Annotated in this window: 18 protein-coding genes; 14 read left to right on the top strand and 4 right to left on the bottom strand. The window is 70.9% G+C overall.

The window, feature by feature from the left end:
* Positions 1-39 precede the first annotated feature (39 nt).
* Together NYF13_RS01330 and NYF13_RS01335 are read left to right on the top strand one after the other, a co-directional pair.
* The gene (locus NYF13_RS01330) at positions 40-936 is read left to right on the top strand and encodes an alpha/beta fold hydrolase (RefSeq protein WP_315653646.1); all 897 of its coding nucleotides are present in this window, start codon (positions 40-42) and stop codon (positions 934-936) included.
* A gap of 40 nt (positions 937-976) precedes the next feature.
* Positions 977-1,585, top strand: a complete 609-nt coding sequence (locus NYF13_RS01335) for a TetR/AcrR family transcriptional regulator (RefSeq protein ID WP_315653647.1) — start codon at positions 977-979, stop codon at positions 1,583-1,585.
* 70 nt (positions 1,586-1,655) lie between these two features.
* Here the strand turns inward: NYF13_RS01335 and upp are convergent, their stop codons facing one another.
* Complete coding sequence (upp, locus tag NYF13_RS01340; RefSeq protein ID WP_315653648.1) at positions 1,656-2,279, bottom strand: uracil phosphoribosyltransferase; 624 nt, start codon at positions 2,277-2,279, stop codon at positions 1,656-1,658.
* Between the two features lie 68 nt (positions 2,280-2,347).
* Positions 2,348-2,794 carry a protein tyrosine phosphatase gene (locus tag NYF13_RS01345; protein ID WP_315653649.1) on the bottom strand — a complete coding sequence of 149 codons (447 nt, stop codon included), beginning with the start codon at positions 2,792-2,794 and terminating at the stop codon, positions 2,348-2,350.
* Between the two features lie 72 nt (positions 2,795-2,866).
* Here NYF13_RS01345 and NYF13_RS01350 point away from each other — a divergent pair, with 72 nt between their 5' ends.
* The 8 genes from NYF13_RS01350 to NYF13_RS01385 all read left to right on the top strand — a co-directional run bounded on the left by NYF13_RS01350 (position 2,867) and on the right by NYF13_RS01385 (position 9,331).
* Positions 2,867-3,520, top strand: coding sequence for a DUF1707 domain-containing protein (locus NYF13_RS01350; protein ID WP_315653650.1), 654 nt, complete (start codon positions 2,867-2,869; stop codon positions 3,518-3,520).
* A 96-nt stretch (positions 3,521-3,616) separates the two neighbouring features.
* The gene (gene deoC, locus NYF13_RS01355; RefSeq protein ID WP_315653651.1) at positions 3,617-4,591 is read left to right on the top strand and encodes a deoxyribose-phosphate aldolase; all 975 of its coding nucleotides are present in this window, start codon (positions 3,617-3,619) and stop codon (positions 4,589-4,591) included.
* 2 nt (positions 4,592-4,593) lie between these two features.
* Positions 4,594-6,027, top strand: a complete 1,434-nt coding sequence (locus NYF13_RS01360; protein WP_315653652.1) for an aldehyde dehydrogenase family protein — start codon at positions 4,594-4,596, stop codon at positions 6,025-6,027.
* A gap of 7 nt (positions 6,028-6,034) precedes the next feature.
* Positions 6,035-6,928 carry an aldehyde dehydrogenase family protein gene (locus NYF13_RS01365; RefSeq protein WP_315653653.1) on the top strand — a complete coding sequence of 298 codons (894 nt, stop codon included), beginning with the start codon at positions 6,035-6,037 and terminating at the stop codon, positions 6,926-6,928.
* Positions 6,929-7,051: 123 nt separating this feature from the next.
* A complete protein-coding gene (locus NYF13_RS01370; RefSeq protein ID WP_315653654.1) occupies positions 7,052-7,753 on the top strand; it encodes a hypothetical protein in 702 nt (233 codons plus the stop codon).
* Between the two features lie 7 nt (positions 7,754-7,760).
* The gene (locus NYF13_RS01375) at positions 7,761-8,075 is read left to right on the top strand and encodes a hypothetical protein (RefSeq protein ID WP_315653655.1); all 315 of its coding nucleotides are present in this window, start codon (positions 7,761-7,763) and stop codon (positions 8,073-8,075) included.
* A gap of 12 nt (positions 8,076-8,087) precedes the next feature.
* Complete coding sequence (locus NYF13_RS01380) at positions 8,088-8,834, top strand: hypothetical protein (protein WP_315653656.1); 747 nt, start codon at positions 8,088-8,090, stop codon at positions 8,832-8,834.
* On the top strand, positions 8,834-9,331 hold the full coding sequence (locus tag NYF13_RS01385) for a hypothetical protein (RefSeq protein ID WP_315653657.1): 498 nt from the start codon (positions 8,834-8,836) through the stop codon (positions 9,329-9,331). The genes NYF13_RS01380 and NYF13_RS01385 overlap by 1 nt, the downstream gene beginning before the upstream one ends.
* 188 nt (positions 9,332-9,519) lie before the next feature.
* Here NYF13_RS01385 and NYF13_RS01390 read toward each other — a convergent pair whose 3' ends face one another.
* Positions 9,520-10,152: a helix-turn-helix domain-containing protein gene (locus NYF13_RS01390; RefSeq protein WP_315653658.1), complete on the bottom strand. Its 633-nt coding sequence runs from the start codon at positions 10,150-10,152 to the stop codon at positions 9,520-9,522.
* Positions 10,153-10,367: 215 nt separating this feature from the next.
* Here NYF13_RS01390 and NYF13_RS01395 point away from each other — a divergent pair, with 215 nt between their 5' ends.
* Genes NYF13_RS01395 through NYF13_RS01410 form a run of 4 tightly spaced genes read left to right on the top strand, consistent with a single transcriptional unit; the run spans position 10,368 to position 14,246 of the window.
* Positions 10,368-11,588, top strand: a complete 1,221-nt coding sequence (locus NYF13_RS01395; protein ID WP_315653659.1) for a cytochrome P450 — start codon at positions 10,368-10,370, stop codon at positions 11,586-11,588.
* Positions 11,589-11,598: 10 nt separating this feature from the next.
* On the top strand, positions 11,599-12,795 hold the full coding sequence (locus NYF13_RS01400) for a cytochrome P450 (protein ID WP_315653660.1): 1,197 nt from the start codon (positions 11,599-11,601) through the stop codon (positions 12,793-12,795).
* A gap of 10 nt (positions 12,796-12,805) precedes the next feature.
* Complete coding sequence (locus NYF13_RS01405) at positions 12,806-14,011, top strand: cytochrome P450 (protein WP_315653661.1); 1,206 nt, start codon at positions 12,806-12,808, stop codon at positions 14,009-14,011.
* A 40-nt stretch (positions 14,012-14,051) separates the two neighbouring features.
* A complete protein-coding gene (locus NYF13_RS01410) occupies positions 14,052-14,246 on the top strand; it encodes a 4Fe-4S domain-containing protein (RefSeq protein WP_315653662.1) in 195 nt (64 codons plus the stop codon).
* 68 nt (positions 14,247-14,314) lie between these two features.
* Here NYF13_RS01410 and NYF13_RS01415 read toward each other — a convergent pair whose 3' ends face one another.
* Positions 14,315-15,403, bottom strand: coding sequence for a sn-glycerol-3-phosphate ABC transporter ATP-binding protein UgpC (locus NYF13_RS01415; protein ID WP_315653663.1), 1,089 nt, complete (start codon positions 15,401-15,403; stop codon positions 14,315-14,317).
* Positions 15,404-15,405: the final 2 nt, after the last annotated feature.

Here is a 15,405-nt window from a genome sequence, read left to right on the forward strand (position 1 = left end):
AACACGAGTTATTCAGATAATGGCTTTTGGAGGCCGACGATGTCCTCGAAGCATTTCCGACGTGGTTTCCCCGCGCTCCTCGCGGCCTTTTCCCTGGCCGCGCTCGCCGTTCCGGCCGACGCGGCGGCCCGGTACCCGGTGACGCCGAACCTGGCCAGCGGGATCGTCCAGTCCCTGAACGACCCGTCCGCGCCGCCGCCCGGGGTCAACGTGGCCTCGTGCGAGCCCAGCGCCGCGCACCCCCGCCCGGTCGTGCTGATCACCGGCACCTTCGGGAACATGACCGACGACTGGGCCGGCCTCGGCCCGACCCTCGCGAACGCCGGCTACTGCGTTTACAGCACGCCGATCGGGGGTGCTCCGAAATCGGTGATCCAGACCGTCGGACGGGTGCCGGAATCGGCGAAGCAGATCAGTGCCTTCGTCGACCGGGTCCGGGCGGAAACCGGGGCGGCGAAGGTGGACCTCGTCGGTCACTCGCAGGGCGGGCTGATCGGCGAGTACTACCTGAAGCTGCTCGGCGGGGCGGCGAAGGTGCACAGCTTCGTCGGGCTCTCGCCGACCACCCACGGCACCACCCTGCTCGGGCTGGCCTACCTGGCCAAGGCCTTCCCGGGCGGCGAGGCTCTGGTCGGCGCCGCGTGCCCGGCCTGCGCCGACCAGATCACCGGCTCACCGGTGGTGCGCGCGGTCGGCGCCGGCCCGATCGCCCAGTCCGATGTGGACTACACGGTGATCGAGACGCACAACGAGTTCGTGGTCACCCCGGCCGGGCCGGCCGCGTTCATCGACGAGCCCGGCGTGCACAACCTGTGGCTGCAGGACACCTGCCCGGCCGATTTCGCCGATCACGCGGGGCTGAGCTATTCGAAGACGGTGTACGGACTGGTCGGCAACGCGCTCGACCCCGGGCACGCGACGCCCGTGCGCTGCTGAGGGACGGCATCCGTAACAGCGTCGCGTTACCGTGGGGTGCATGCCCCGCCCCCGCACGCACGACGCAGCGCTCCGGCTGAAGCTGCTCGACCGGGCCGGCGAGCTGATCTCGGCCGACGGCCCCCGGGCGCTCTCCCTGCGCAAGCTGGCGGCCGGCGCGGGTACGTCCACCACCGCCGTCTACTCGCTCTTCGGCAGCAAGCCCGACCTGGTGAACGCCCTGTTCGTGGAGGGCTTCCGCCGGTTCGGTGAGCGGCTGGCGGCGGTGGAGCGCTCCGGCGACGCCGTGGAGGACCTGGTCCGCCTCGGCGTCGGCCACCGCGCCGGCGCGCAGGCCGACCCGCACCTGTACGCGATCATGTTCACCCGGTCCGTCCCCGGTTTCGAGCCCGGCCCGGAGGCGGACGAGTTCGCCCGCGCCGCCCGGCGGCCCCTGGCGGAGGTGGCCGCCGGGGGTGTGGCCTCCGGGCAGTTCGCGGCCGTCGCACCGGAGGTGATCACGGTCGGCGCCTGGGGCCTCGCGCACGGACTGGTCTCGCTGGAGCTGGCCGGGAACCTGCCGGAGGAGTTCACCGCGGGCGGCGCGTACGAGCAGGTGTTGCGCGCCGCCGCGTCGGGCTGGCTCGCTCCGGCGGGCTCGGGCCGGTGACCAGCCCGACCGGCGAGCCTGCCCGCGAGCCGGTGCCGCGGCCGGTGCGGGCGAGTGTGGTGAGACCGGCCTAGACCGCGCCGTACTGCCGGTCGCCCGCGTCGCCCAGTCCGGGGACGATGAAACCGGAGTCGTTGAGCCGCTCGTCGATGCTCGCGGTGACCACGCGGACCGGCAGGCCGGTCCGCTCCAGGTGGGCGAGGCCCTCGGGGGCGGCCAGCGCGCAGATCGCCGTGACGTCGGTGGCGCCGCGGCCGGTCAGCAGGCGGATGGTGTACTCCATCGAGCCGCCGGTGGCCAGCATCGGGTCGAGGACCAGCACGGGCCGGTCGGCCAGCGACTCCGGCAGCGATTCCAGGTACGGCGTCGGCTTCAGGGTCTCCTCGTCGCGCGCCAGGCCGACGAAGCCCATCTGCGCGTCGGGGATCAGCTTGTGCGCCTGATCGGCCATGCCGAGCCCCGCGCGCAGCACCGGGACCAGCAACGGCGGGCTCGCCAGCCGGTACGCCTCGGTGCGCGCGACCGGCGTGTGGATGCGCTCCGTGCGCACCGGCGCGTTGCGCGTGGCTTCGTACACGAGCATCACGGTCAGCTCGTGCAGCGCGGCCCGGAACGCGGCGCTGTCCGTGCGCGCGTCGCGCATCGTGGAGAGGCGGGCCTTGGCCAGCGGGTGGTCGACGACGTGCACATCCATGCCGCACAACTTAGCTGGCCACCCCGGCTCGCGACTGGCTGTGACCCCTTCCGGCCGGCCCCCGCCCCTCACGAGCCGGACGTGGCGAACCAGCGCACCCAGCGCCGTTGCCAGGCCGTCTCCACCGCGCGGTGGTCGTGGTGCTCCCGCACCCACGCCACGGCTTCGCCCGGGGCCAGCCCGGCCGCGGTGGCCAGGCAGGCCAGCACCGTGCCGGTCCGCCCGACGCCGCCGTGACAGGCCACTTCCACGGCCTCCCCCGCCAGGGCCCGGGAGTGCAACCCCAGAATCCGGCTCCGCGCCCGGGACCAGTCCAGGGGTAACAGGAAATCGGGCCAGCGGATCCAGTCGTGGTCCCAATCGAGCGCGGGGTCGTGCCGGCGACGCAGGCGGTCGGAGCCGAGGTAGAGGCCGTATTCCGGGTCCGGGCCCCCGGGTTTCGGCCGGCCGAGGCCACGCCCGCGCAGTTCGGCGCCGTCCGGCAGCACGAGGGTCCCCACCAGCGCGGATGCCATCGGGTCATTCTGGCCCCCTGTCCGCCGTTCGACGGACACCGGGGGCGCGCGCCGGGGGCTAGGCTCCGCCGGGTGAGTCAAGACCCAGCCCTTCCCGGACCCGACCAGCTGCGGGCGTCCGACGCCGACCGCGAGCAGATCGCGCAGGTGCTGCACCACGCGCTGGCCGAAGGCCGCATCACGATCACCGAGCTCGAAGAACGGCTGACCACCGTGTACGCGGCGAAGACGGTGGGCGAGCTGAAACCGGTGACCGCCGATCTGCCGGTCGGCGCCACGCCGTCCACCGCGCTCGAGCCCGCCATGACCCGGGCGCTGGGCCTGCCGGACAGCCGCGTCGGCGGTCACCCGGGGTCGACGCTGTCGGTGGCCGTGATGGCCGGCGCCCAGCGCAAGGGCAGCTGGGTGCTCCCGGCCCAGCACACCAGCGTCGCGTTCTGGGGCGGCGCCGAGATCGACCTGCGCGCGGCCCGGTTCGCGGAGAAGCACTCGACCATCACCGCCGTGGCGATCATGGGCGGCGTCGAGATCACCGTGCCCGACGACATCCACGTCGAGGTCACCGGCATCGGCGTGATGGGCGGATTCACGCTGGAGGACCAGTCCGGCGCCCGGCCCGCGCCGCCGACCGCGCCGACCGTGACCGTCAACGGCCTCGCCTTCTGGGGCGGCGTGGTCGTCCACCGCAAGCCGGCCGAACGCGAGGACCCGCAGCTCGAACGCTGAGCCGGGAGCCACCGGAGCGGCGCCCGGGCCGCACCTTCCGCCCCGCGGCTTCCTGTTCGTCCCGCTCCCCGCCCGGGCCCACCTACACTCACCCGTATGACAGCTACCACCAGCTCGTCAGCGACGCCGGCCACCCCGGCGCCGCTGGCGGACGTGACCCGCGACGAGGCGAGCCTGCGGCGGTTCCTCCACGGGCTGCCCGGCGTCGACCAGGTCGGGGTCGAGCAGCGCGCGGCGGCCCTGGCCACCCGCTCGATCAAGAAGGACGCCAAGCGCTGGGCGATCGACACCGCCATCTCGATGGTCGACCTGACCACGCTCGAGGGCGCCGACACCCGCGGCAAGGTCCGCGGGCTCGCGGCCAAGGCCGTGCGGCCGGACCCGGAGCGGCAGGACTGCCCGCGGGTGGCCGCGGTGTGCGTGTACCCGGACCTGGTCGAGGCCGCCGTCGAGGCGCTCGGCTCCAGCGGGGTGCACGTGGCCAGCGTCGCCACCGGCTTCCCGGCCGGGCGCACCAGCCGCGAGGTGAAGCTGGCCGACACGCGGCTGGCCGTGGCGGCGGGCGCGCACGAGGTCGACATGGTGATCGACCGCGGTGCCTTCCTCGAAGGCCGCTACATGAGCGTGTTCGAGGAGATCCGCGCGATCAAGGCGGCCTGCGGCGAGGCCCACCTCAAGGTGATCCTCGAGACCGGCGAGCTGGCCACTTACGACAACGTCCGCCGCGCGGGCTGGCTGGCCCTGCTGGCCGGGGGCGATTTCATCAAGACCTCCACCGGCAAGGTCGCCCCGGCCGCGACGCTGCCCGTCACCCACGTGATGCTGCAGGCGGTGCACGACTGGCACGTCCAGACCGGCGAGCTGCGCGGGGTCAAGCCCGCGGGCGGCATCCGGACCACCAAGGACGCGATCAAGTACCTGGTGGCGGTGCACGAGGTGGCCGGCGAGGCCTGGCTGACCCCGGACCTGTTCCGCTTCGGCGCCTCCAGCCTGCTCAACGACCTGCTGCTCCAGCGGCGCACCCAGGTGGACGGCCACTACAGCGGCCCCGACTACGTCACGGTGGACTGAACATGGGCATCTTCGAATACGCCCCCGCGCCCGAATCGCGCGCGCTGGCCAACCTCAAGGACCGCTACCGGCCGTTCATCGGCGGGGAGTTCGTGGACGGCTCCGGTGAGCCGCTCAAGACGATCAACCCGGCCACCGAGGAGGTTCTGGCCGAGGTCGGCACCGCGTCGGTGTCCGATGTGGACACCGCGGTGCGGGCCGCGCGCACGGCCTACACCTCGGTCTGGTCGAAGCTGCCGGGCCGGGAGCGGGCCAAGTACCTGTTCCGCATCGCCCGGCTGATCCAGGAGCGCTCGCGCGAGCTGGCGGTGCTGGAGTCGCTGGACAACGGCAAGCCGATCAAGGAGTCGCGCGACTCCGACGTGCCGACCGCCGCCGCGCACTTCTTCTACCACGCGGGCTGGGCCGACAAGCTCGACCACGCCGGTTTCGGTCCGGACCCGAAGGCCCTCGGCGTGGCCGGCCAGGTCATCCCGTGGAACTTCCCGCTGCTGATGCTGGCCTGGAAGATCGCCCCGGCGCTGGCCACCGGCAACACCGTGGTGCTCAAGCCGGCCGAGACCACGCCGCTGACCGCGCTGGTGTTCGCCGAGATCTGCCAGCAGGCGGAGCTGCCGCCGGGCGTGGTCAACATCCTGCCCGGCGCCGGCGACATCGGGGCGGCCATCGTGGAGCACGCCGACATCGACAAGATCGCCTTCACCGGCTCGACCGAGGTCGGCAAGCTGATCCAGCGCACGGTGGCCGGCACCCGCAAGAAGCTGACCCTGGAGCTGGGCGGCAAGGCGGCGAACGTGGTGTTCGACGACGCGCCGCTGGACCAGGCGGTGGAGGGGATCGTCAACGGGATCTTCTTCAACCAGGGCCACGTCTGCTGCGCGGGCTCGCGGCTGCTGGTGCAGGAGTCGGTGGCCGAGGAGGTGCTGGAGAAGCTGCGCTACCGGGTCTCCACGCTGCGCCTGGGCGACCCGCTGGACAAGAACACCGACATCGGCGCGATCAACTCGGCCGAGCAGCTGGCGAAGATCCGCGGGCTGGTGGAATCGGGCGACGACGAGGGCGCTTCGCGGTGGACCAGCCCGTGCCCGGTGCCGGAGCGCGGTTTTTTCTTCGCCCCCACCGTGTTCTCCGAGGTGCACCAGTCGATGCGGATCGCCCGCGAAGAGATCTTCGGGCCCGTGCTTTCGGTGCTGACCTTTCGCACTCCGGAGGAGGCCGTGGCGAAGGCCAACAACACCCCGTACGGGCTGTCGGCCGGGATCTGGACCGAGAAGGGCTCGCGCATCCTGTGGATGGCGAACCAGTTGCGGGCCGGAGTCGTCTGGGCCAACACCTTCAACCGCTTCGATCCCGCCGCACCGTTCGGCGGTTACCAGGAGTCCGGTTTCGGCCGCGAGGGCGGGCGTGCCGGGCTGGAGGCCTACCTCAGTGTCTGATTCCTCGGTGTCCGATTCCTCAGTGTCCGATTCGAACCAGTCGCGAATCTCCGTCGCGAAGACGTACAAGCTCTACATCGGCGGAAAATTCCCGCGTTCGGAGTCCGGCCGGGTGTACCCGGTCACCGATCCGAAGGGCGCCTTCCTGGCCAACGCGGCGCACGCGTCGCGCAAGGACGCCCGCGACGCCGTGGTGGCCGCGCGCAAGGCGTTCGGCGGCTGGTCCGGCGCCACCGCCTACAACCGCGGCCAGGTGCTCTACCGCATCGCCGAGGTGCTGGAGGGACGGCGCGGCCAGTTCACCGCCGAGGTGGCGGCGTCGGAGGGCCTGCCCGACCGCCAGGCCGAGTCCCTTGTGGACACCGCCATCGACCGCTGGGTCTGGTACGCGGGCTGGACCGACAAGATCGCGGCCGTGCTCGGCTCGGCCAACCCGGTCTCGGGCCCGTACTTCTCGTTCACCGTCCCGGAGCCGACCGGCGTGGTGGGCGTGCTGGCGCCGCAGGAGTCGTCGCTGCTGGGCCTGGTCAGCGTGCTCGCGCCGGTGCTGGCCACGGGTTCCACCGCCGTGGTGGTCTCCAGCGCCGGGCGGCCGCTGCCCGCGATCACCCTGTCCGAGGTGCTGGCCACCTCGGACCTGCCCGGCGGCGTCGCGAACATCCTCACCGGCCACGCCGCCGAACTGGGCCCCTGGCTGGCCTCCCACGGCGACGTGAACGCCCTCGACCCGACCGGCGCCTCCCCGGCGGACCGCGTGGAACTGGCCCGGGAGGCCGCGGGCACGGTGAAGCGGGTCCTGACCGTCCCCGATCCGGAACCGGACTGGACGGCCAGGCCCGACCTGTCGCGGCTGCGCCGGTACTTGGAGGCGAAGACCGTCTGGCACCCACTGGGCGTCTGAGGCGCGAACGGCCCCGGCCACCCGCCGGGGCCGTTCGCCCTTCTCCCGAACCGTACGAAACGGTCACATCGGCCGCCGCCTTCTGTTACGGTGCTGACACCGGATGTGACGGGGAGGTCGCCGATGGATGCTGATCATCGCTGGGGTTTCGAAGAGGCCGAGGACTGGGAGTACGAGTCCACCCGGCCCGGCGGTACCGCGGCGGACCCCGCCGACACCCTGTCCGGCACGGACCCGGACCGGATCGTCGAAGTCGTGGTGACCCCGGGCGCCGAGGTCCGATCGGTTCGCCTCGAAGCCGATTGGCGCAGCTCGGTCGATCCGCGGGCCCTCCAGTCCAGCGTGCTCGCCGCCGCCAATGCCGCGACCATGCGCGCCTTGGACAACAGCGTCGCGAATTCGGCCCCAGCGCCACCGCCGGCACCGGTCGCCGGTACGCCCGACCAGTCACCACTGACCGCCGCGGACGTCCAGCGTCTCGTCGACAGCGTTTCCGCGGAGCTCGCCCGGTTCACCGAACGGCTCTCCGCGGTGGCCGACCGGCCGGCCGAACGGGAGAGCTCGGGTGGACACGTGAGCGGATCGGCCCTGCGCGGGCAGATCCAGGAACTGACGATCGACCCCTTGTGGGCCGGAAGCGCCAGACCAGCCGAGATAGAGAGCGAAGTGGCGCAGGTGCTACGGGCGTTGCACAGCGCCAGCACGCCGAGTCCCGACGTGGTCGCCGGCCCGCAGGGTGACGCCATCTCGGAAGTCCTGCGACTGGTCAGCGACCCCCAGGCCCTCGTACGCCGGCTCGGTCTGCCTTCCCGGAACGGAGCGTGACTCGACGATGGTGGACCTGAAGACGGCCGTCGGCGCCCTGCGTTCCGATGCCGGGGTCTGGAAGCAAGCCGCGGAATCGCTCAGCGCCCCGCACCAGGCGATCGGCGCGCTGGGACTGACCCCCGCGGACGTGTCGATGTACGGGGTCGACCGGGGTATCGACAAGATCTACGCGAACGCGCAGAACACCGTACTGGACCTCCTGCGCCAAGCCGCTGACAATTTTCACAGCCTCGCCGACGCCCTGAACAACGCGGCCACGATGTACGAGGAGAACGAGGCCGACTTCCAGCAGCGGATCAAAGATGTCGGCGGTCACTGAGAAGGATCCATCATGAGCGATTCAACGATTCGGCAGGCGCAGGACAAGTGCCACGACATAAACCGGAGCATCAAAGATTTCTTCGAGAAGATCAACGATGTGCTCGGCTGGGTTCCCGATTTCCTCTCCGGAATGGTTTCGTCCATCCAGGATGCCATCGATGCCCTCAACGAGAAGCTCGCGGAATTCTGGGACCGTGTGAACCAGCTCTTCGGTCAGACCGGCAGCCCCGATCGGCTCCACCAGGTGGCCGCCGACTGGGCCGGGCGAGTCGGCAACGCGGTCGGTGACATCGCGGGACCGATCTCACCGGACAAGCTCCAAACCACTCTCGACTGGCAGGGACGCGGGGCCGAGGCCTACCGGGCGACCGTGCCGGCCCAGGTCGATGGCCTCAACTCGGTCAAGGACCTCGCCCACCAGCTCCGTTCGTCGCTCGACAACCTCGGCAACGGAATCCACTCGTTCTGGCTGACGGTCGTCCTCGCCCTCGTGGGGTTCGGAATCGCCGCCGTCGCCGCCATCGCCGCCGCGTGCACGGTCGTCGGTATCCCGGCCGCCATCGCCGCGCTCCTCGGCGGGGTCGGGATCGCGTTGGCCCTGATCGCGACCGCGGTCACCGCGGTGACCTCGCTCACCGACACCATCGCCAACGAGCAGAACACCATCAGCCAGAAGATCCGTGACCTCGGCTCGGACTGGGCCAAATCGAACGTCGCCGCCATGCAGCACAAGTCCGATTGGCACGTGATGCGGTGATGCACCCGTACCCGGCCGTGCCACCACCGCGCTGGAACACCGATCCCGATGTCGCGGCCAGGACCGCGGGCACCCTGGGCGCCGTCTCGATCGCGTTGGGGCTGGGCGCCTGCCTGGCCGCGGGCGCGTTCGGTATCGCCGCACCCCACGGCGTCACCGTGTTCTTCGCCTTCAGCCTGGTCTTCATCGGCTGCAGCGGCCTGGCCCTGCTCATCTCCGGAACGGGCGCACTCGGTGCCCGCTCCCACATCCGGGCCCGCCGGCCGTGGACCCCGCAGGCCGCGAAGGTCCGGACCCTCGTGCTCGGCATGTGGCTGTGCACCGTCGTCGGCGACGCGCTGGGGTGCCTGATCATCGCCGCGGTCCTCGGCGCTTCCGAATACTCCACACCGTTGCCGGTGGCCATCGCCGTCGGCACCATCGTCGTCGCGCTGGCGACCACCACGTGCGGAGGACTGGTCTCGTTCAAGCTCAGGCGCCGGCTGCCCAGAGCGTGACGACGGACCGGGGTCACCATCCGATCGCGGCTGAGCGGGCGTCGCGGATCCGGCGGTCGGCGGCCCCCGTCGGGGCCGGTCAGATCATCCTCAGCCCGCCGGCCGTGGCCGCCCTGGCCTCCTGGATCCCGCGGCTGCCCCTCGTCACCACGGCCGTGGGCCGCCAAAGCGCGGCGGCCATCGCCTGATCAGTTGATGTCGTGGCGGCCCAGGGCACGACCCGGCAGCGGGGTGCCCGGGTTGGCCCGGAGGCCGTCGATCATGATCGCGATGCAGCGGGCGGTGGACATCTGCGCGATCTCCGGGCGGCGTGATTCCATCTGGCGCAGCAGCAGGGCGAACAGCATCGCCACGTCGCCCGCGCCGACGTCCGGGCGCAGGTCGCCCTCCTGCTGGGCGGCGCGGACCAGGGTGTCGACCTCGATCAGCAGCTCGTCGCGCAGCCGGGCGATCACCGGGTCGTCCTTGAGGATCTCCAGCGCCTTCTTCGACAGGATCGACAGCTGGATGGTGAGGTGCAGCTCCACCGACTGGTAGAGCAGCCGGACCAGCGCCTTCCACGCCGTCGGCTCCTCGGCCATGGCCTCGCGGGCGTCCCCGATCACCCGGGCGAAGTTGTCGACCGCGACCGCGCGGATCAGCGCGTCCCGGTCGGGGAACCGCCGGTAGAGCGTGCCGACCCCGACTCCCGCGGCGCGGGCGATCTCCTCCATCGGCACCTCGGGGCCGTACTCCCCGAAGATCAGCCGCGCCGCCGCGATGATCTGGTCACGGTTGCGCCGCGCGTCCGCCCTCAAGGGGATCTGGGGGTCTGCGCTCATGGGCCCGTCCTTCCGCCTAGCCCGTTCCGATGCCTACGAGCAGCCTATGAGCACGGATTCTCGCACGGTCAGCCCTCCACCCACCGCGACCGTGACTCGTCACCCCTTTGCTAGTGGACGAGCATATTCCGCTTCGGTACCGTGGGCGGAGAACCGGAATGTAGTCCTCCGCATACGTTCCGTACCGGTTCTTATCCCCCAAAAAGGACACGAACATGACCGAAGTTGCCGAACCCGAACTCGCCAGCTTCCCGATGACGCGCACGAACCCGTTCGCCCCACCACCGGCCTACGCACGATTCGAGAAGGCCCGGGCGGAGTTCGTCAAGCTGGAATCCGGCCAGCGGGCCTGGGTGCTGACCAAGCACGAAGACGTGCGCGCGATGCTGAACGACCCGCGGTTCAGCTCCAACCGGTTCAACCCCGGGTTCCCGCGCGTCGAGAAGAACCCCCCGCCGCCGCCGAAGGAGGGGCAGCGCCGGCTCGAGCCCTCCCTGATCAACATGGACCCGCCGGTGCACGGCCCGGCCCGCCGCGCGGTCGTGGGCGAGTTCACCGTCAAGCGGATGCGGGACCTGCGGCCGCGCATCCAGCAGATCGTGGACCAGAGCATCGACGAGATGCTGGCCGGGGACCGGCCCGCCGACCTGGTCTCGGCCCTGGCGCTGCCGGTGCCTTCACTGGTGATCTGCGAACAGCTCGGCGTGCCCTACGACGACCACGACTTCTTCCAGGCCCACTCCAGCCGGCTCCTGCGCCTCGACGTGCCGCAGGAGGAGCGGGCGGAGACCGTCGAGGCCCTGCGCGACTACCTCGCCGACCTGGTCGGGAAGAAGGAGCAGTCCCCCACCGACGACCTGCTCGGCCGCCAGATCCGCAAGGGCCGCGAAGCCGGCACCTACGTTCGCGACGACCTGGTCGCGCTGGCTTTCCTGCTGCTGCTGGCCGGGCACGAGACCACGGCGAACATGATCTCGCTCGGCACGGTCGCCCTGCTGGGGCACCCCGAGCAGCTCGCGCTGATCAAGGCCGACCCCGGCCGGACGCTGGACGCGGTGGAAGAGCTGCTGCGCTACTTCACCATCGCCGAGTTCGCCACCACCCGCGTCGCGGTCGAGGACGTCGAGATCGGCGGCGTCACCATCAAGAGCGGCCAGGGCGTGCTGGGCCTGAGCTACGCCGCGAACTTCGACCGCGACGAGTTCCCCGAGCCGGGCCGGCTCGACCTCGCCCGCGGTGGCCGCCACCACGTGGCCTTCGGCTTCGGCGCGCACCAGTGCCTCGGCCAGAACCTGGCCCGGATGGAACTGCAGATCGTGTTCGACACGCTGTTCCGCCGCATCCCCACGCTCGCGCTGGCCGCCGCGGTCGAAGACCTCCCGTTCAAGCACGACTCCGTCATCTTCGGTATCCACCGCCTGCCCGTGACCTGGTGAGGAGCACTCCGTGACCACGTTGGAACAACTCCCGGTCTTCCGGGAGTCCCCGTTCGACCTGCCCGAGCCCTACACGGCCGTGCAGGAGCAGACGCCGATCCACCGCGTGCGGATCCCGAACGGGATGCGGGCCTGGGCGGTCTCCCGGCACGAGGACGTGCGGGCCGTGCTCAACGACCCGCGCTTCTCCGCCGACCGGTTCCACCCCGATTTCCCGATCATGGCCGAGGGCGGCAACCAGTTCCGGCAGTCCCTGTCCGAGCGCAACATGCTCTCGATGGACGCGCCGCAGCACGGCCCGGAGCGCAAGGCGGTGCTCGGCGAGTTCACCGTCAAGCGGGTGAGCTCGCTGCGGCCGCGGATCCAGGAGATCGTCGACGAGCTGATCGACGCGATGCTGGCCGGGCCGAAGCCCGCGGACCTGGTCGAGCACCTCTCCCTGCCCGTGCCCTCGCTGGTGATCTGCGAAATGCTCGGGGTCCCCTACTCCGACCACGAGTTCTTCCAGGAGAACTCCCGGCACCTGATCAATCGCACGACCGGCGAGCCGCTGCGGCGCCAGTCGTTCGCGAACCTGGTCGACTACCTCAGCGGACTGATCGCGGAGAAGGAGCAGAAGCCGGCCGACGACCTGATCAGCCGGCAGATCGCCAAGCGCCGCGCCGAGGGCTCCTACGACCGCAGGGCGCTGGCCAGCCTGTCCTTCCTGCTGCTGGTGGCCGGGCACGAGACCACGGCCAACATGATCTCGCTCGGCACCATGGCCCTGCTGGAGAACCCGGCCCAGCTCGAAGCGATCAAGGCCGACCCGGCCAAGACGCCCGTGGCCATCGAGGAACTGCTGCGGTACTTCTCCATCGTCGAGAACACCACGCGGCTGGCCAAGGAGGACATCGAGATCGGCGGGGTCACCGTCAAGGCCGGCGAGGGGGTCGTCGTGATGGCGCACGCCGCGAACTGGGACCCCGGGGCGTTCGCCGAATCCGGCCGGTTCGACATCGACCGCGGCGCGCGCCACCACGTCGCCTTCGGCTTCGGCCCGCACCAGTGCCTCGGCCAGAACCTGGCCCGCACCGAGCTGCAGATGGTGTTCGACACCCTGTTCCGCCGCGTGCCCACGCTGGCGCTGGCGTCTTCGGTGGACGAGCTGCCGTTCAAGAACGACGCCCTGATCTACGGCCTGTACCAACTGCCGGTCACCTGGTGAAGGAGCAACGATGACCACGCTCGAAGAACTGGAGTTCCCGCTCACGCGCACGAGCCCGTTCGCGCCGCCCGAGGCGTACACGCAGATCCGCGAGGAGCAGCCGATCACCCGCGTGCGGGTACCCGACGACAAGCACGTCTGGCTGGTCACCCGGCACGAGGACGTCCGCGCGGTGCTCAACGACCGGCGCTTCTCCTCCGACCGGTTCAGCGACAACTTCCCCAGCCTGGTCAAGGGCGGCAACCCCTTCCGCCGCAACCAGGCCGAGAAGACCATCATCTCCATGGACGCGCCGCAGCACGGTCCGGCGCGCAAGGCGGTGCTCGGCGAGTTCACCGTCAAGCGGGTGAACTCCCTGCGGCCGCGGATCCAGGAGATCGTCGACGAGCTGATCGACGGGATCCTCGCCTCCCCCGGACCGGTCGACCTGGTGGACAAGCTGTCGCTGCCGGTGCCCTCGCTGGTGATCTGCGAGCTGCTCGGCGTGCCCTACGCCGACCACGACCTGTTCCAGCGGGACACGGCGAAACTGCTCAAGCGGGAGCTCGACCTCGCCGAACGCGACGCGGCGTCCGACCGGATCCGCGCGTACCTGCGCGAGCTGGTGGTCGGCAAGGAGGCCGCGCCGACCGAGGACCTGCTGGGCCGGCAGATCGTCAAGCTGCGGGCGGAGGGCACCTACAACCGCGACGCGCTGGTCGGGATGGCCTTCCTGCTGCTGCTGGCCGGGCACGAGACCACGGCCAACATGATCTCGCTCAGCACCGTGGCCCTGCTGCAGCACCCCGGCCAGCTCGAGGTGATCAAGGCCGACCCGGCCAAGACGCTCCCCGCGATCGAGGAGCTGCTGCGCTACTTCACCATCGTCGACCTGGCCACCTCGCGCTTCGCGACCGAGGACGTCGAGATCGACGGCGTCACCATCCGGGCGGGTGAAGGCGTGCTCGCGGTCGGGCACTCCGCGAACTGGGACCCGAGGGTCTTCGATGACCCGTCCGAGCTCGACATCGAACGCGGCGCGCGCCACCACGTCGCCTTCGGTTTCGGCCCGCACCAGTGCCTCGGCCAGAACCTGGCCCGGGCCGAGCTGCAGATCGTCTTCGACACCCTGTTCCGCCGGATCCCCGGGCTGAAGCTCGCCACCGGGGTCGACGAGCTGCCGTTCAAGCGGGACGCGTCGATCTACGGGCTGTACCGGCTGCCGGTGACCTGGTAGAGATCAGGGTGCTCCCACCACGAGCCAGGAAGAGGAAGTCATGAAGATCATCGCGGACACCGGCAAGTGTGTCGGTGCCGGCCAGTGCGTGCTCACCGAGCCCGCCCTGTTCGACCAGAGCGAAGAGGACGGCACGGTCATCGTGCTGAACGAGGTACCGGAGGGCGAACTGGTGGACAAGGCCCGTGAGGCCGTCAACGTCTGCCCCAGCCAGGCCCTCTCCCTGCAGGAGTAGGACCGCTGAAAACCCGCGAAGCCCACCTCGGTGTTCCGAGGTGGGCTTCGCGTGGACACTGGAACGCCTCAGCTCAAGCGCAGCGACGTACCCGGGTGGAATGCGTGGGTCTCGCCCTCGCCGCGCAGGGCCACCCGCACGTTGTCGCCGATGCGGGGCGGGGTGCGGCCGTCGACGCGGACCACGAACCGGTCGTCGCCGACCTTGCCGTGCAGGTAGGCGTCGGCGCCCAGCTCCTCGACCAGCTCGACCACCAGCTGGAAGCCCTCTTCGGCCGCGCCGACCAGGCGCAGCGACTCCGGCCGGACGCCGAAGACCACCTCCGACAGGTGGTCGGCGCGGGCGGCGGTCAGGTCGGCCGTCGGCAGCGGCACCACCAGGTCGCCGACGCGCACCCCGCCCTCGGCCAGCGGCAGGGTCGCCAGGTTCATCGCCGGCGAGCCGATGAACCCCGCGACGAAGGCGTTGGTCGGGTTCTCGTACAGCTCGCGCGGCGCGGCGCACTGCTGCAGCACGCCGTCCTTGAGCACGGCCACCCGGTCGCCCATCGTCATGGCCTCGACCTGGTCGTGGGTCACGTAGATGGTGGTGGTGCCCAGGCGCTGCTGGAGCTTCGCGATGTTGGCGCGCGTCTCCACCCGCAGCTTCGCGTCCAAGTTGGACAGTGGCTCGTCCATCAGGAACACGCTGGGCTCACGCACGATCGCCCGGCCCATGGCCACCCGCTGGCGCTGGCCGCCCGAAAGCGCCTTCGGCTTGCGCTCCAGGTACTTGGTCAGGTCCAGCATCGCGGCGGCCTCGGCCACCTTGGCGTCGATGTCCGATTTGGACACCCCCCGCAGCTTGAGCGCGAAGCCCATGTTGTCGGCCACGGTCATGTGCGGGTACAGCGCGTAGGACTGGAACACCATGGCGATGTCCCGGTCCTTCGGCGCCACGTCGGTGACGTCGCGGTCGCCGATCCGGATGGCGCCCTCGTCCACGTCCTCGAGCCCGGCCAGCATCCGCAGCGCGGTGGACTTGCCCGAGCCGGACGGGCCCACCAGCACCAGGAACTCGCCGTCGGGGACGTCGAGGCTCAGCTGGTCGACGGCGCGCACGCCCGGGTTACCGGGATAGACCCGCGACGCCTGGTCATAGATCACTTCAGCGGACACAG

It is taken from the genome of Amycolatopsis sp. PS_44_ISF1 (genome assembly GCF_032335455.1).
In the GTDB taxonomy this organism is placed as follows: domain Bacteria; phylum Actinomycetota; class Actinomycetes; order Mycobacteriales; family Pseudonocardiaceae; genus Amycolatopsis.

What these genes read in the sequence shown, in the direction of transcription:
- NYF13_RS01410 (WP_315653662.1), top strand. Translation starts at nt 14,052, where the DNA reads ATGAAGATCATCGCGGACACCGGCAAGTGTGTCGGTGCCGGCCAGTGC.
- NYF13_RS01370 (WP_315653654.1), top strand. Translation starts at nt 7,052, where the DNA reads ATGGATGCTGATCATCGCTGGGGTTTCGAAGAGGCCGAGGACTGGGAG.
- NYF13_RS01385 (WP_315653657.1), top strand. Translation starts at nt 8,834, where the DNA reads ATGCACCCGTACCCGGCCGTGCCACCACCGCGCTGGAACACCGATCCC.
- NYF13_RS01360 (WP_315653652.1), top strand. Translation starts at nt 4,594, where the DNA reads ATGGGCATCTTCGAATACGCCCCCGCGCCCGAATCGCGCGCGCTGGCC.
- NYF13_RS01375 (WP_315653655.1), top strand. Translation starts at nt 7,761, where the DNA reads ATGGTGGACCTGAAGACGGCCGTCGGCGCCCTGCGTTCCGATGCCGGG.
- NYF13_RS01380 (WP_315653656.1), top strand. Translation starts at nt 8,088, where the DNA reads ATGAGCGATTCAACGATTCGGCAGGCGCAGGACAAGTGCCACGACATA.
- NYF13_RS01405 (WP_315653661.1), top strand. Translation starts at nt 12,806, where the DNA reads ATGACCACGCTCGAAGAACTGGAGTTCCCGCTCACGCGCACGAGCCCG.
- NYF13_RS01390 (WP_315653658.1), bottom strand. Translation starts at nt 10,152, where the DNA reads ATGAGCGCAGACCCCCAGATCCCCTTGAGGGCGGACGCGCGGCGCAAC.
- NYF13_RS01345 (WP_315653649.1), bottom strand. Translation starts at nt 2,794, where the DNA reads ATGGCATCCGCGCTGGTGGGGACCCTCGTGCTGCCGGACGGCGCCGAA.
- upp (WP_315653648.1), bottom strand. Translation starts at nt 2,279, where the DNA reads ATGGATGTGCACGTCGTCGACCACCCGCTGGCCAAGGCCCGCCTCTCC.
- NYF13_RS01330 (WP_315653646.1), top strand. Translation starts at nt 40, where the DNA reads ATGTCCTCGAAGCATTTCCGACGTGGTTTCCCCGCGCTCCTCGCGGCC.
- NYF13_RS01335 (WP_315653647.1), top strand. Translation starts at nt 977, where the DNA reads ATGCCCCGCCCCCGCACGCACGACGCAGCGCTCCGGCTGAAGCTGCTC.
- deoC (WP_315653651.1), top strand. Translation starts at nt 3,617, where the DNA reads ATGACAGCTACCACCAGCTCGTCAGCGACGCCGGCCACCCCGGCGCCG.
- NYF13_RS01395 (WP_315653659.1), top strand. Translation starts at nt 10,368, where the DNA reads ATGACCGAAGTTGCCGAACCCGAACTCGCCAGCTTCCCGATGACGCGC.